This is a genomic window from Curtobacterium sp. MCLR17_059 (assembly GCF_003234665.1).
GTDB lineage: Bacteria > Actinomycetota > Actinomycetes > Actinomycetales > Microbacteriaceae > Curtobacterium > Curtobacterium flaccumfaciens.
Genome location: NZ_QKSU01000006.1, coordinates 75,200 through 89,410 on the forward strand (window position 1 = coordinate 75,200; position 14,211 = coordinate 89,410).

The following is a 14,211-nucleotide window of genomic DNA, read 5'->3' on the forward strand; positions in this document are numbered from 1 at the left end:
GATTGGCGCCCGGGCCGCACCTGTTGTAGAGTCTTCCACGGCCGCAAGGCCACGCGCTCGTAGCTCAATGGATAGAGCATCTGACTACGGATCAGAAGGTTGGGGGTTCGAGTCCCTTCGAGCGCACAGGCAAGCAGAACGACGAAGGGCCCCGGTGGATTCCACCGGGGCCCTTCGTCGTTCCGGCGTTCCGGCCGGCGTGCGCGCACGGGTCCGTCGGTCGCGCGTCAGCTCCGTGCGTCGCGCGTCACGTCCGTGCGACTTCGTGAGCAGGAACGGTCGAGTCCCCGAGACGGACTCGACCGTTCCTGCTCACGAAGTGGCCGGCGTGTACGGCTGGGCCGCCTCGATGACCTCGGACGCACCGGCGATGCCGAACGACGTGAAGAGCGGTGCCCACAGCGCCTTGAGCTGCGCCACGAGCTCGTCGTCGGTCAGCTGCGTCGAACCGTCCACCATGCCCAGCGTCGTGTTGAGGAGCAGCAGGACGGACGGCTGGACCGCGGCCGCGTCGACGTCCGCCGCCGCGACCCCGGCGCTGACGAGCTCGCCCCGCGTCATCTCGAACCAGTCGAAACCGCGCGGCACCGGCACGCCGGCCTTGCCGAGTTCGTGCAGGAGCCGGACCGCGCCGCCCGCGACCGAGCCCCGGCGGACGTCCATCCCGGTGGTCAGGAGGAACACCGTCAGCCGCTCGATGCCCGGCTGCGCGGGGAGTGCGTCGAAGAGTGCACGCCACCGCTGCTGCTGCAGCTCGATGACCGCCGTCGCCAGGTCCTTCTTCGACGGGAACAGGTGGTACCCGATCGCCGACTTCGGCTTCCCCATCGCCTCGGCGACGCGGGAGAACGTGGTTGCCTCGTAGCCGAAGGCCGCGAACTGCTGGCCCGCGGCGTCGATGATGGCTCGTCGAGAGGCCTCCATGGCGAGCTGCCGCTGGTTCATCTGGCGCGGTGTCCTTCCTCGCCCGGAGCTGAGCGATCAGTGAACACCACATCCTAGGGCCGCTCACGATGACGACCCGTCCCCTGCCCGCGTCAGGCGGCGCAGAACGTGTGCCAGGCCACGTCGATCCCCTTCCGGTGCAACGAGTCGAGTCCGACGTCGAGGTGCTTCCGCTCGGCGTCCACCAGGTGTGCGCACCGGTGGTCCTGGGCGACGGTCTGGGCCTGGCCGAGCGCGGTCACCAGGTCCGTGTCGATGGCGTCGAGCTGGGGGCGGATGGTCGTCAGATCCGGGGCTGTCGTGGGTGCGGTCCACGGGTTGTGCGTCCAGTGGTTGATGAGGCCGCGCTGGACGACCTTGCTCGCGGCGATCTGCGCGCGGATCACCCGGGTGACCAGGACGGGGTCGACGCCCTGCTGCTCCGCCAGGGTCACCGCTTCGTCGACGACGGCCTGTTCGCGCACCGGGTCGGCGACCGGCTTGCCGCTGAGCCACTTCGACTCCGCCACCGGGTCGGCGAGCTCCAGCCGTCGGAGGATGAGCGCGCCGATGGTGTCGAGCTCTGCCGTCGACGCCGCGGGACGGGAACCGTCGTGGGAGATGGTCATCGTGGAACCCGTCGGTTCGGCGGACGTGGGCAGGGGGTCGGCGTTCGCCGCCGTGGTCGGCAGGGCGATGCCCGCCGCGAGCAGCCCGAGGGTCAGGGCCGTCGCGGCGGTCCGACGGCTGCGGTGCCGGGCGGTGGTCGGGGTGGTGGGGTGTGCGGTGTTCACGGGGTTTCCTTCCCGAACCGGCGCCGGACGCGTCGGGTCAGATCGTCGATGATCGGTTTGATGACCTCGTCGTAGAACGGGTAGACGCCGAAGTGGTCGGCGCCTTCGTCGCAGTAGCAGTCCATCGAGATCGCCTCCTCGAAGTTCGAGAAGACGTAGGTGGCGCGGTGCGGGAACACGGCGTACGGCTCGTCGTCACGCGGGGTCGTGGTGGTCACGGCGGTGCTCGATCCCGGTCAGCGGCCGGTCAGTCGGCCAGCAGCGCCGCGGGGACGCCCGGGTCGCGCCCGGAGTCCACCACGGCGTCGATCTCGGTGGACCCGTTGCCCGACCCGACCGTGCGGTTCTGGATCTGGTTGAGCGACCAGTTGCCCGGCAGCGGCTCGAGCTGGTTGCCCGCCCAGGCCGGCGACATCCCGGCGACGAACGAGAAGTGCGCGAGTCCGGCGCTGCTCACGGCGGTGCACGTGGCGCGGGAGCCGTAGACGCCCGCCTTGTACAGGTTCCCCCGGTCCCGCAGGCCGGCGGCGACGCCACGGAAGTACGGCACCACGAGCGACTCGTCCTGCGCCGCGGTCGCGTCGAAGTCGGCGGCGAAGTAGACGGTGGTCTGCTTCGGGATCCCGAGCTTCCGGGCCGCGTCGTGGGCGCGGTGGGCGTCGCGGACGCCCTGTTCCTCCGTGAACCACGAGGCAGCGAACCCGCCCTCCTCGAAGATCGGCCACAGCCCGAGGCCGGCGCTCGCCATCACGCGGAGTTCCTCGGGGGTCAGGGCCTTGTCGAGTGCCCCGGAACGCTGGTGGTTCGTGAGGTACCGGCCGACGCTGGTGGCACCGGACGCCCGGACGGCGGCCGCGCGGGCGTCGTCGAGGCGCACCGCGGTGTCGGCACCGGTCGTGGCGCGGTCCGGGTCACCCGTGCTCGCCGCCAGGGCTGCCCAGGTGCCCGCGTCGCACGTCCCGGTCTGCTCGGCCGGTGGGAACGCCTGGAACTGCTGGAACGCACGGACCACCGCGGCGTCCGCTGCCGAGTAGGCACTGCTGAACACGACGCGCTCGCCGTTCAGTACCAGGAGCGCCTTGACGAGCAGCACCCAGGCGCCGGTGGCCCCGACCCCGACGACGCTCGGGCCCGCCGCACGGAGCGCGGCAGCCGTCCCCGGGCCCCAGGCACCGTCGACCGTGACGCCCACTGCGACCTGCACCGCGCGGATCGCCGCCGAGTACGTGCTCGTGTCGACGAGTCCGCTCGTGCTGCCGTACGCGCCGCCGGTCGCCTCGGCGTAGGTGCGGTTGAGGTACTGCTGCACCGCGCGCACCGCTCGGGACCCGCCGGAGGCGAGTCGCACGGGGTCGACGGTCAGGAGCGCTCCGAACAGGTGGGCCGACAGCGGGAGCTCGCCGGGCTCGGCACCCAGGTCGGACCGGAGCGCCTGCACGGCCGCGACGGTGGCCGCGTCGTACTCGCCGGTGAGCGTGACGGTCGAGGCACCCTTGCAGACCAGCCCGGCCTGGACCAGTCGGCGCCAGGTCGCGGCGTCGTCGCCCGTCTCGGCCCCGACATCGCCGTGCTGCTCGAGCTTCCGACGGGTCGTCGGCCCGAACGTCGCGACGACGGGGGAGATGCCGAGCAGCGACTGGGTGGCCTGCACGATCCCGAGCACGGTGCCGCTGCCGGTCAGCCCGTCCTCGTCCACGTGCACCCATCCGTGCAGGTGCCCGAAGGTCGTGTTGAGCCAGCGCTGCACAGCCAGAACGCCCGAGTCGGCGGAGCCGGACGAGCCGGAGGAACCGGTCGACCCGGTGGAGCCGGCCTCGCCGGACTGGGTGGCGGCGTCGGCCGGAGCCGCGAGCGCGGTCGTGACGAGCGGGACGGTGGCGGTGATGCCGATGAGCGCAGTTCGGCGCGAGATGTGCACGGGGGTGCCCCTTCAGTTGCCTCGAGCGTCCGCTGGCCGTTGATCGCACTGTGCGATGCTGATGGCCGCGGCATGGTCCGAGCAACTTCGTCCCTCAACTTGGGACGGTCCTGCAATTCGGCAGACGATCGTCTGATGAAGCGCTCAGTCCGCCCGTTCCGGGGCGTCCGGCTCAGCGCGCGAAGGCCGCCAACCGGTCCTGCAGCGCACGTTCCAGGTACGGCTCGAGCGACGACGCCCACGTCGCCGTGATGTGCGTGCTGTCCCGGTAGACCAGGACGCCTCCGACGACCGCGGGGCACGTGGTGTCGGTGCAGTAGTAGCGGCTCAGGTCGATCGAGGCTGCCCTGCCCCCGGCCGCCCGGAACGCGGCGACGGCCTCGACCGACGAGTCCGTCAGGCCGAGTGCTTCGGCGCGCGACCGGTCGCAGGCGTCCGTCGTAGGCCCGGACATCGTGCTCAGGCAGGCGACGACGTCGGGGCGGGGCACCGGGTTGTCACGGACCGCGATGACGGGCAGCTCGTCACCGGCGGCCTGCTCCCACGCGTCGACCAGGCCGTTGCGGGTGGCTTTGTCGCGGGCCGTTCCGGGCGGCAGGCTGACCGGCATCTGCGTGGTGGAGTGGGTGACGACCAGGGCGTCGGCGTCGCGGTGCTCGCGGACGTAGTCGATGGCGGCGTGCTTCCACGAGTTGCAGCCCCGCATCGACGAGGGGCTCAGCGAGTCCTGCTGCGCGGTGGTGAGGTAACACCCGCCGGCGCCGGCCAGGTCGATCCGCCAGCCGTTGTCGTCGGCGATCTTCTCGTACGCACCGAGCAGTGCGTTGCTGTGCGAGTCGCCGATGACGATGAGGTGCTTCGACCAGCCGGTGGTCTTGCCGAGGACGCAGGGCCGGAACGTGCCGCTCCAGCACTCGGCGCGGTTGTCGTCGTCGTCCTTGGCCACGGCCGGAGCGGGCACACGGACGTCGGCGAGCTCGGGGTCGACGCAGGGGTCGGCGAACCCGATGCGCGCGGCGGCACCGAAGCAGGACTCGTCGTCGTCCTCCTGCTCCGCGGTGACCTGCTTCGTGACCGTGGTCGCGTTGACCTCCTGCACGTAGACGGCGGTCAGGGTGGCTGCCCCGAGCGTCACGACGGTGAAGCTGCAGATGACGGCGAGCGAGACGACACCCCGGGGCTGCAGGTCCCGCAGCCACGTCGAGAACCGGACCGGTTCCTCGAACCAGATCGTCGTCACGGTGGCCAGACCGATCGCGACGAGCAGCACCGCCGAGCTCGTCGCCCAGTCGAGCGGACGGCCGAGCATGATCGGCAGGATGACGACGAGGGGCCAGTGCCAGAGGTAGAGCGCGTACGAGATCCGACCGAAGAAGGCGACGGGCCGCAGCGCACCGACGTCCTCGAACTCGGTCCCCGCGCCGAACAGCAGCACGAGTGCCGCACCGGCGACCGGCAGCAGCGCCGCGATCCCGGGGAACGCCGTCTCCGGGGTGATCACGACGAGGGACAGTGCGAGGGCCACGACGCCGATGCCGGTGGCGACCAGGCGGACCCGTCGGGCGACCTCGGTGCGGACCTCGGGCAGGTGCACGGTGGCGACGAGACCGCCGAGTGCGAACTCCCACGCGCGGGTGCCGGTGGAGAAGTAGGCGACGCCGGGGTCGGTGGACGTCTGCACGATGCTCCACACGAGGGACAGCACGACGACGCTGCCGAGCAGCAGCCGCGCGGTCGCCAACGGCGTGAACCGACGGCGTGCGAGTGCCCCGACGCCGAGCAGCAGGAGCGGCAGGAGGATGTAGAACTGCTCCTCGACCGACAGCGACCAGAAGTGCTGGAACGGTGAGGGGGCGTCGGCCGACGCCAGGTAGTCGACGGCATTCGCCGCGAGCTCCCAGTTCTGCAGGTACACCGTCGAGGCGATCAGCTCACGCCCGTACTGCCCCCACAGCGCGCTCGGCACGGCGACGAGCACCGCGATGCCCGTGACCACGATGGTGAGGAACGCGGCCGGCAGCAGGCGTTTGGCCCGGCGCGACCAGAACCGTCCGAGCCGGATCGTGCCCGTCGCGAGCTGTTCCCGCAGCAGCAGCCCGGTGATCAGGAAGCCGGAGATCACGAAGAAGACGTCGACGCCGACGAACCCGCCGTGCAGGGCGCCCGGCCACAGGTGGTAGACGACGACCGCGAGGACGGCGAACGCGCGGAGGCCCTGGATGTCCCACCGCGTGGTGTCGCGCGCTCGGTGCGCGGGGCCCCGCTCGCCCGGCGTTGCTGTACTCACTGCGTCGATCCTAGGAGACGAGGACGGCTCCGCCGGGCGTTCTCGGCGCGGACGCTACGATCCTTCTCCAGAGGGGGGCCGATGGACCTGCGCTGGTTGACCGCGTCCGACGACGAGTTCGCGGCGGAGACGGCGCGACGACCGCGGATGCGCCGCCCGCGACAAGCCCCGTGGTGGTGGAACGCGCTGCTCCTGGCGATCGAGGTCCCGCTCGCGTGGCTCGCGTCCGCGCTCGTGATCTGGGGCACCGGGCTCGTCCACAACGGTGCGGGTGTCGGGGACGTCGTCCGCTGGGCGGCCTGGTTCGTGGTGCTCGTCGCCGGCGTGGTCGGGCTCGTCGTGCTCCTGGTCCGGGGCGAACGACCTCGGACCCTGCGTCCGGACGAGGCTCGGGCAGTGCTGACGGGGGAGGCCAGTGGGTACCCGGTGCGTCCGGTCCGTCCGAAGCCGCTCGACTCGATGATCACCCCGCGCTACTCCGGCATCCGCGTCCACCCCCGGTTCGGCACCGCCCCCGTGCACGTCGACGGCGTCCCGGACGTCGAGTTCGGCTGCGTCCTGCGGCGCTGGATGGTCTCGCGGGACTGGACGTACCTGACCGTCCGGCTGCCCGGCACGTTGCCGCACCTGCTCCTCGACGCCACGGCGAACGACGGTCGTCGCAGCGACCTCCCGGTGGTGCTCCGCCACCGGCAACGGATGTCGCTGGAGGGTGACTTCGACCGGCACTTCCGGGTCTGGGCGCCGGAGGACTACGGCCAGGACGCGCTGTACGTCCTCACCCCTGACGTGATGGCGGCGCTCGTCGACCACGCGGCCGGCTGGAACGTCGAGATGGTCGACGACCGGCTGGTCTTCTCGGCGCCGGGGACCGCGGACTGGTCGCGCCCTGCGCCAAGGATGCAGGTCGAGGCAGTCCTGGGCGAGGTCGTGCCCCGTGTCGTGCGCGCCGCCTCCCGGTACCAGGACGACCGTTCGTTGCTCGAGGACGGGCACGCCGACGCGATCGCCGCCGCGGGGCGTCGCCTGGTGCTCCGCGACCGGCGGAAGAGCCGTCTGCGAGCGACGTGGGCGGGGGCCGTGTGGATGGGCGTCGTCTGCGTGTCCTACAGCGGACCGTTGGCCGTCGCGGTGGTCGGTTCGCTCTCGGTCCTCGACCACTGACCGTCGGCGCACGCCTGCGACGTGGCCCCGGTACGGACGGGAGGCCCGTGGCGGTGTCGCCACGGGCCTCCCGTTTGACCTGTCGGTGCCTCGACTACGCGACGGTCGCGCGCGCCTCGGCCAGCGACGGGTAGTCGGTGTAGCCCTCGGCGGTCGCGCCGTAGAAGAGCTCCGGACGCGGCTCGTTGAGCTCGGCGTCGTGCTCCCAACGGTGCGCGAGGTCCGGGTTGGCGATCGCGGCGCGGCCCACGGCGACGGCGTCGGCGTGGTCGCCGTCGACGATCGCGATGGCCTCGTCGCGCGTGGTGAGCGACGAGAAGCCCGAGTTCACGATGAACGGCGCGCCCGCGGTACGGCGGACGTGCTGCACCAGGTCACCGGTCGGCTCGGCGTGCAGGACGTCGACGAAGGCGAGGCCCAGCGGCGCGAGGCCCTCGGCGACGGCGGTGTAGGTGGCGCGCACGTCGGCGGCGTCGTCCTCGATGACGCCCTGGATCCCGTGCTCGGGCGACAGGCGGATACCGGTGCGGTCGGCGCCGATGGCCTCGGCGATGGCGGTGGTGACCTCGATCGCGAAGCGTGCGCGGTTCTCGGGTGAGCCGCCGTACTGGTCGGTGCGGGTGTTCGACACCGGCGACATGAACTCGTGCACCAGGTAGCCGTTGGCGCCGTGGACCTCGACGCCGTCGAGCCCAGCGGCGATCGCGTTGCGGGCGGCCTGCACGAAGCCCTGCACGGCCTCCTGCACCTCGGCGGTGGTCAGCTCGTGCGGGACGGGCATGTCGGCCTTCGAGCCGTCGGCCAGGTGCGTCTGCCCGGGGGCGGCGATGGCGGACGGGGCGACGATGCGCGGGGTCTGCGAGATGTCGGTGTGCGAGACGCGGCCACCGTGCATGAGCTGCATGACGATCGTGCCGCCGGCGGCGTGCACGGCCTCGGTCACGCGGCGCCAGCCGGCGATCTGGTCGTCGGTCTCGATGCCGGGCTGCCCGGGGTAGGAGCGACCCTCCTGCACGGGCCAGGTGCCCTCGGTGATGATCATGCCGAGGCCGGCGCGCTGCCGGTAGTGCTCGACGAGCAGGTCGTTCGGGACGCCGTGCTCGCCGGCGCGGGTGCGCGTGAGCGGGGCCATGACGACGCGGTTCGACAGGGACAGGGCGCCGATGGAGGCGGGTTCGAAGAGCTTCACGTCAGGGCGAACGACGAGTTGTCCCATGCAATTCCGCCTCCGAGCACTTCTTCAGGCAGTGCGGTCAGTCGCGTGGGCACACCAGCGTCGACGAGCGCACCTGGCCCTCGGGCCGGATCACCTGGTGCTGCGAGAGGGGCTTGCCGCAGAGGGGGCAGCCCCGGTCGATCGTCCGGTCGTCGATGCCCTCGGGGCGACCGGCGCCGATCTGCGAGGGGCCCATCTTGTTGATGAGCGTCGTGTTCCACCGTTCGTACCACTGGCCGAAGCGTCCCACGGTGCATCCTTTCGTTCGTGCACGAACCATTATGGCACTGATGGCCGCGGATCACACCTGGTCGACGCGCTCCAGCAGCTCGGTCAGCTCGTCCTTCAGGGACTCGAGTCGGGCGAGTGGCCACCCGAGCCGGTCGGCGACGGCGAGCGGGACCGCCTCGGCTCGGTCGCGCAGGGCGTGCCCGGCGGTCGTCAGGGACACCTCGAGCTGTCGTTCGTCGGCGGCGCTGCGGGTGCGGCGGACGTAGCCGGAGGCCTCCAGTCGCTTGAGCAGTGGGCTCAGCGTGGCGGAGTCGAGTCGCAGTTCGCCGGCGATCTCGCGCACCGACCGCGGGTCCCGCTCCCACAGGGCGAGCATGACGAGGTACTGCGGGTGGGTCAGGCCCATCGGCTCGAGCAGGTCGCGGTACAGCCCGATGACGCTGCGGCTCGTCGCCGCGAGCGCGAAGCAGAGCTGCCGGTCGAGCGCGAGCGGGTCCGGTGCGGTCTGGGTCATGCCCTCAGGGTACTTCGTTCGTGCACGAAGTGGTGTGGTCGCGACCCGGGGCGGTGGGCGCAACGGCCTGGAGGCCCGGTGCCGGTCTCATGGACCGGCACCGGGCCTCCAGGGTGGTCGCGCTGGTGCGTCGACTACGCGCGGTGCGCGGGCGGGTGGCCCGAGTCGTGCGCGTTCGCGTCCGGCTCCACGGGGAGCGCGTGGGTGCCGGTGTGCGTGTCCTCGTGGCCGGCGACCGGGTGGGTGCGCTCGAGCTTCGCGCCCTCCACGTCGACGTCCGGCACGATGCGGTCGAGCCACTTCGGGAACCACCAGGCGCTCTTGCCGAGCAGGTGCATCGCCGACGGGATGAGCAGCATGCGGACGACGAAGGCGTCGATCAGCACACCGAACGCCAGCCCGAAGCCGATCGGCTTGATGGTGGACGAGTCCGAGAAGATGAAGCCCGCGAACACGGAGATCATGATGATCGCCGCCGCCGTGACCACCGCGCGACCCGCGTGCAGACCGCGCTGGACGGCCACCTTCGCGCTCGCGCCGTGGGCGTAGGCCTCACGCATGCCGGACACCAGGAACAGCTGGTAGTCCATCGCCAGACCGAACAGGATGCCGATCTCGATGATGGGCAGGAAGCTCAGGATCGGTGCCGGGTCGTGCACACCGAAGACCGAGCCGAGCCAGCCGAACTGGTAGATCGCGGTCAGGCCACCGAACGACGCCAGCACGGACAGGATGAACCCGGCGGTGGCGGTGATCGGCACGAGGAACGACCGGAACACGATGATCAGGATGATCAGCGACAGCCCGACGACCACCACGAGGTAGAGCGGCAGCACGTTCGACAGCTTCTCGGACACGTCGATGTTCGCCGACGCGTTGCCGGCGACGCCGAGGGTGACCTTGCCGTCGTCGGTGGAGACGGTCTGCTCGCGCAGGTCCTTCACGACGTTCTCGGTGGAGACGCTGTCCGGGCCGCCGGCGGGCTTCACCTGGAACGCGACGATGTCGCGGTCCTTCGAGGCGCCGATGGGCAGCACGGCCTCCACGTCGTCGTTCTTCGCGATGGCCTGGCCGATCGTGACCTCGGTCGCGGTGACGTCGCTCTTGCTGATCGACTCCGGCAGGGTCGCCACGACGAGCAGCGGGCCGTTCTGCCCGGCGCCGAACTCCTTCTCGAGCGTCTTGTAGGCCTTGTACTGGCTCGACTCGACGGCCTCGGACGAACCGCTCGGCAGGCCGAGGCGCATCTGGGTCGCGGGCAGGGCGATGGTGCCGAGCACCGCGACGCCGAGGACGAGCGTGATGACCGCGCGCCAGCTCGACATCGGCTTGTTCGGGATCCGCGTGGAGTCGGTGTTGCCGATCTTCGCGCGCTCCTTCTTCCGCAGGATCCGCATGCCGATGAGCGACAGCAGGGCCGGGGTGAACGAAGTCGCGATGAGGATCGCGAAGAGCACCGCGACCGCACCGACCGTGCCCATCAGGCCGAGGAACGGGATGCCCGTGATGTTCAGCGCGAGCAGCGCGACGATGACCGTCGCACCGGCGAACACCACGGCGTTGCCCGAGGTGCCGTTGGCGAGCCCGATCGACTCGTGCACCTGCATCCCCTGCTTCAGCTGGGTCCGGTGCCGGTTCAGGATGAACAGCGAGTAGTCGATGCCGACCGCCAGGCCCAGCATCACCCCCAGGACCGGCGTGACCGAGATGAACTCGACGACGCTCGAGAACGACAGGGCGGTGAGCGAGGCGACGCCGACGCCGAGCACGGCGCTGACGAGCGGGACCGCGGCGCCGATGACCGTGCGGAGCATCAGGAGCAGCACGATCGCGGCGATGATGACACCGCCGATCTCACCCGGGCCGAGGATCGACGGCACACCCTGTGCGATGTCGTTCGAGACGTACACGTTGACGCCCTGGATGTCGGCCGACTCGGCGTCGTCCGCGATGGCGGTCTTCGTGTCCGCGGGGACCTCGTAGGTCGACGTCGTGAACTGCACGGTGCCGATCGCGGCGCTGCCGTTGTCCGACACGAAGCGGATGTCCTTCGACAGGTCGAGCAGGTCCGAGCCCTGTTCGAGCTCCTGCTCGTTGTCGTCGAGCTTCTGCTTGTTCGTGTCGATCGTCTTCTGGGCGTCGGCGATCTGCTGCTCACCGGCGTCGATCTGGGCCTGCTGGGCGTCGATCTGCGCCTGCGCCTGCTGGAGCTGGGCGGCCGCTGCCTGCGCCTGTGCGGCGGGGACGGCTGCGCCACCGGCCGCCTGCGCCTGGGCCTTCTGCGCGTCGAGCTGCGCCTGGGCGTCCTCGATCTTCTGCTTGCCGGACTCGAGCTGCGCCTTCTGGGCGTCGAGCTGGTCCTGGCCGGTCTCGATCTTCGCGCGACCGGACTCGATCTGGTCACGGCCGTCGACGATCTTCTGCCGCTGGTCGTCGAGCTGGTCCTGGGTGGCGAAGCCGCTCGTCGTGCCCTTGACGCCGTCGAGCTTCTCGAGGCCGGTCAGGAAGTCGTCGATCTCGGACTGCTGCGACGACGAGAACGCCTTGCCGTCCTTCGTCTCGAAGACGATCGTGCCGTTGCCGCCGTTCGCCGACGGGAACTTGTCGGCGAGCTGGTCCTGCACCTGACTGGTCTTGGTGTTCGGGATCGTGATCGACGACGAGATCGTGCCGGCGAAGAGCGTGTACGTGACGCCCGCGACGGCCATGATCACGACCCACGTGATGATCACGAGCCAGTGGCGTCGTGCGGAGAACCGTCCGAGACGGTAGAGGAGACCGGCCATGCGGTTGCCTGCGGTCCTTTCGTGTCAGGTGCTGGTGGTGCGGGGTGCGCCGGTGGACCCCTGGGGGATGAGGAGGTGGAGCGGTGTCAGTCGTCGGCCATGTAGCCGCTGCGGACGCTGTGCACGAGTCGTGCGAGCAGGTCGTCCCACGCGTCGAGCGCCGGCTGGTCGAGCTCGGGGCCGGACGTCGCCAGCCAGTGCTCCGCGATGACGACGATGCCGCTCATGAGCGACTCGACGAGCAGTGCGGCGTCCAGGGGGTCGGCGGCCGGGTAGCGCCGGGCGACCTCGTGCCGGAGCCGTTCGGTCACTCGCGAGAACGCCGTCTGGGTCAGCACCGCCGCCTTCGGGTCGTCCTTGCCCGGGTCGCCGAGGATCCGGTACATGCTGGCGATCGCCGGAGCGAGGTCGGCACCGCGGGCGGCGGACTCGAGCTCGTCGAACATCGACGCCCGGCTGCCGTCGCCCACCGGGGTCCGCGCCATGTCGGCGAGGAACCGGTCGATGATGACGGACAGCTCCTGCTCGCACACGGCCAGCAGGACCTCGTCGAGCGAGGCGAAGTGGTTGAACACGGTGCGCCGGGCGATGTCGGCCCGGGCGGCGAGGTCGTCCACGCTGAAGTCGCGGCCGCCACGCTCGTCGATCAGGTCGCGAGCGGCCTGCAGGATCGCCGCACGGTGCTTCGCCTTGAGGGCAGCACGGCGGTCGGTCGCGATGGTCACGAGATGGAACACTAGGTGCATCGATGCACTCGGTGCAACGAGGTTGGGTGCATCCCCAGGTTCGTCCCCCGGTGCAGAACGTCTGTGCTGCACCACTGTTCAGTCGAAGGTGTCGGGTGCCAGACTGGCCGGACGAACCGCTGCCGTACGAAGGAGTACCGATGCCCGTCCGCCTGTCCCCGGAGACCCTCGACGAGATCGCCGCGAGCGGTGTCGCCGTGCCCACCTACGACCGCGACGGCATCACCGCCGGCATCGTCCACTTCGGCGTCGGCGGGTTCCACCGCGCGCACCAGGCGATGGTGATCGACCGACTCCTGCAGCGAGGCGAGGCCCGCGAGTACGGCATCTGCGGCGTCGGCGTGCTCGAGCAGGACCGTCGGATGGCGACCGCGATGGCCGAGCAGGGCGGCCTGTACACGCTCGTCCTCAAGCACCCGGACGGCACCCGTGAGTCACGCGTCGTCGGCAGCATCGTCGAGTACCTGCTCGCCGTCGACGACCCGGACGCGGTCGTCGAGAAGATGGCGCACCCGGACACCAGGATCGTCAGCCTGACCATCACCGAGGGCGGCTACAACTTCGACCACGTCACCGGCGAGTTCGTCGCCGACGAGCCCGGCGTCGCGGCCGACCTGCGCGGCGACGGCCCGCCCCGCACGGTGTTCGGCCTGGTGGTCGAGGCACTGCGCCGCCGACGGGACCGCGGCCTCGACCCGTTCACCGTGATGTCCTGCGACAACATCCAGGGCAACGGGCACGTCGCACGGTCGATGTTCACCGCCTACGCCCGGCTGCAGGACCCGGCCTTCGCGGACTGGATGGACGAGCACGTGGCGTTCCCGAACTCGATGGTCGACCGCATCACCCCGGTCACCGCCGACGAGGACCGCGCCTGGGTCCGCGACGAGCTCGGCATCGACGACGCCTGGCCCGTCGTCGCCGAACCGTTCTTCCAGTGGGTGCTCGAGGACGACCACCCCGCCGGCCGGCCGCCCTACGAGGACGCCGACGTCCAGCTCGTCGACGACGTCGAGCCGTACGAACTCATGAAGCTCCGGCTCCTCAACGCCAGCCACCAGGGGCTCTGCTACTTCGGGTACCTGTCCGGGTACCGCTACGCGCACGAGGCCACGCAGGACCCGGCGATCGCGACCTTCCTGCGCCGCTACATGGACGAAGAGGGCACGCCGACACTGCACCCGGTGCCCGGCATCGACCTGGAGGACTACAAGTCGACCCTGATCGAGCGCTTCCAGAACCCCGAGGTGCGCGACACCCTCGCCCGGCTCTGCGCCGAGTCGAGCGACCGGATCCCGAAGTGGCTGCTCCCCGTCGTGCGCGAGAACCTGGCCGCCGGCCGGCCGGTCACGCTGTCCGCCGGCATCGTCGCGTCCTGGGCCCGCTACGACGAGGGCACCGACGAGTCCGGTGAACCCATCGAGATCGTCGACCGGCTCGCCGAACCCCTGCACCGCATCGCCCTGACCCAGCGCGAGGACCGCCTCGCCTTCATCGCGAACCGCCAGGTCTTCGGCGACCTGGTCGACGACGAACGGTTCGTCGCCGCGTACCGCGACGCCCTGGACGGGCTCATCGCGGACGGCGCGCACGCCACCGTGGAGCGCCTGTCACGGTCCTGAGACGCGACC

Annotated in this window: 12 protein-coding genes and 1 tRNA gene; 3 read left to right on the forward strand and 10 right to left on the reverse strand. The window is 70.8% G+C overall.

The genetic code is table 11. The features are described from left to right. Positions 1-53 precede the first annotated feature (53 nt). Positions 54-126 (forward strand) — tRNA-Arg (locus tag DEJ12_RS10005). Between the two features lie 186 nt (positions 127-312). Here the strand turns inward: DEJ12_RS10005 and DEJ12_RS10010 are convergent. From DEJ12_RS10010 to DEJ12_RS10030, 5 genes are all read right to left on the reverse strand, one after another. Continuing rightward, positions 313-945, reverse strand: a complete 633-nt coding sequence (locus DEJ12_RS10010) for a TetR/AcrR family transcriptional regulator (RefSeq protein ID WP_111029895.1) — start codon at positions 943-945, stop codon at positions 313-315. 92 nt (positions 946-1,037) lie between these two features. After that, positions 1,038-1,718 (reverse strand): gamma subclass chorismate mutase AroQ, encoded by a 681-nt coding sequence (gene aroQ, locus DEJ12_RS10015; protein ID WP_258370525.1) that lies wholly within the window; start codon positions 1,716-1,718, stop codon positions 1,038-1,040. After that, positions 1,715-1,936, reverse strand: coding sequence for a hypothetical protein (locus DEJ12_RS10020; protein ID WP_111023582.1), 222 nt, complete (start codon positions 1,934-1,936; stop codon positions 1,715-1,717). The genes aroQ and DEJ12_RS10020 overlap by 4 nt, the downstream gene beginning before the upstream one ends. 29 nt (positions 1,937-1,965) lie before the next feature. After that, entirely contained in the window at positions 1,966-3,636 is a 1,671-nt protein-coding gene (locus tag DEJ12_RS10025; protein WP_111029896.1) for a glycoside hydrolase domain-containing protein, read from the reverse strand. 172 nt (positions 3,637-3,808) lie between these two features. Continuing rightward, the gene (locus tag DEJ12_RS10030) at positions 3,809-5,923 is read right to left on the reverse strand and encodes an acyltransferase family protein (protein WP_181433058.1); all 2,115 of its coding nucleotides are present in this window, start codon (positions 5,921-5,923) and stop codon (positions 3,809-3,811) included. A gap of 81 nt (positions 5,924-6,004) precedes the next feature. Here DEJ12_RS10030 and DEJ12_RS10035 point away from each other — a divergent pair, with 81 nt between their 5' ends. Next, positions 6,005-7,087 (forward strand): hypothetical protein, encoded by a 1,083-nt coding sequence (locus DEJ12_RS10035; RefSeq protein ID WP_111029898.1) that lies wholly within the window; start codon positions 6,005-6,007, stop codon positions 7,085-7,087. Between the two features lie 94 nt (positions 7,088-7,181). On the opposite strand, the gene DEJ12_RS10040 is transcribed toward DEJ12_RS10035, so the two are convergent. The 5 genes from DEJ12_RS10040 to DEJ12_RS10060 form a co-directional block, all read right to left on the reverse strand. Next, positions 7,182-8,303, reverse strand: a complete 1,122-nt coding sequence (locus DEJ12_RS10040) for an alkene reductase (protein ID WP_111029899.1) — start codon at positions 8,301-8,303, stop codon at positions 7,182-7,184. Positions 8,304-8,340: 37 nt separating this feature from the next. Then, the gene (locus DEJ12_RS10045; protein ID WP_027466129.1) at positions 8,341-8,553 is read right to left on the reverse strand and encodes a hypothetical protein; all 213 of its coding nucleotides are present in this window, start codon (positions 8,551-8,553) and stop codon (positions 8,341-8,343) included. Between the two features lie 51 nt (positions 8,554-8,604). Beyond that, positions 8,605-9,048 (reverse strand): MarR family winged helix-turn-helix transcriptional regulator, encoded by a 444-nt coding sequence (locus DEJ12_RS10050; protein ID WP_071406464.1) that lies wholly within the window; start codon positions 9,046-9,048, stop codon positions 8,605-8,607. 134 nt (positions 9,049-9,182) lie between these two features. Then, entirely contained in the window at positions 9,183-11,834 is a 2,652-nt protein-coding gene (locus DEJ12_RS10055) for an MMPL family transporter (protein WP_111029900.1), read from the reverse strand. A gap of 86 nt (positions 11,835-11,920) precedes the next feature. Continuing rightward, positions 11,921-12,559, reverse strand: a complete 639-nt coding sequence (locus tag DEJ12_RS10060) for a TetR/AcrR family transcriptional regulator (RefSeq protein ID WP_027466131.1) — start codon at positions 12,557-12,559, stop codon at positions 11,921-11,923. A gap of 161 nt (positions 12,560-12,720) precedes the next feature. On the opposite strand from DEJ12_RS10060, the gene DEJ12_RS10065 reads away from it, so the two are divergent. Beyond that, complete coding sequence (locus DEJ12_RS10065; protein WP_111029901.1) at positions 12,721-14,202, forward strand: mannitol dehydrogenase family protein; 1,482 nt, start codon at positions 12,721-12,723, stop codon at positions 14,200-14,202. The last annotated feature ends 9 nt before the right edge of the window (positions 14,203-14,211 follow it).

What these genes read in the sequence shown, in the direction of transcription:
- DEJ12_RS10010 (WP_111029895.1), bottom strand. Translation starts at nt 945, where the DNA reads ATGAACCAGCGGCAGCTCGCCATGGAGGCCTCTCGACGAGCCATCATC.
- DEJ12_RS10035 (WP_111029898.1), top strand. Translation starts at nt 6,005, where the DNA reads ATGGACCTGCGCTGGTTGACCGCGTCCGACGACGAGTTCGCGGCGGAG.
- DEJ12_RS10040 (WP_111029899.1), bottom strand. Translation starts at nt 8,303, where the DNA reads ATGGGACAACTCGTCGTTCGCCCTGACGTGAAGCTCTTCGAACCCGCC.
- DEJ12_RS10050 (WP_071406464.1), bottom strand. Translation starts at nt 9,048, where the DNA reads ATGACCCAGACCGCACCGGACCCGCTCGCGCTCGACCGGCAGCTCTGC.
- DEJ12_RS10055 (WP_111029900.1), bottom strand. Translation starts at nt 11,834, where the DNA reads ATGGCCGGTCTCCTCTACCGTCTCGGACGGTTCTCCGCACGACGCCAC.
- DEJ12_RS10065 (WP_111029901.1), top strand. Translation starts at nt 12,721, where the DNA reads ATGCCCGTCCGCCTGTCCCCGGAGACCCTCGACGAGATCGCCGCGAGC.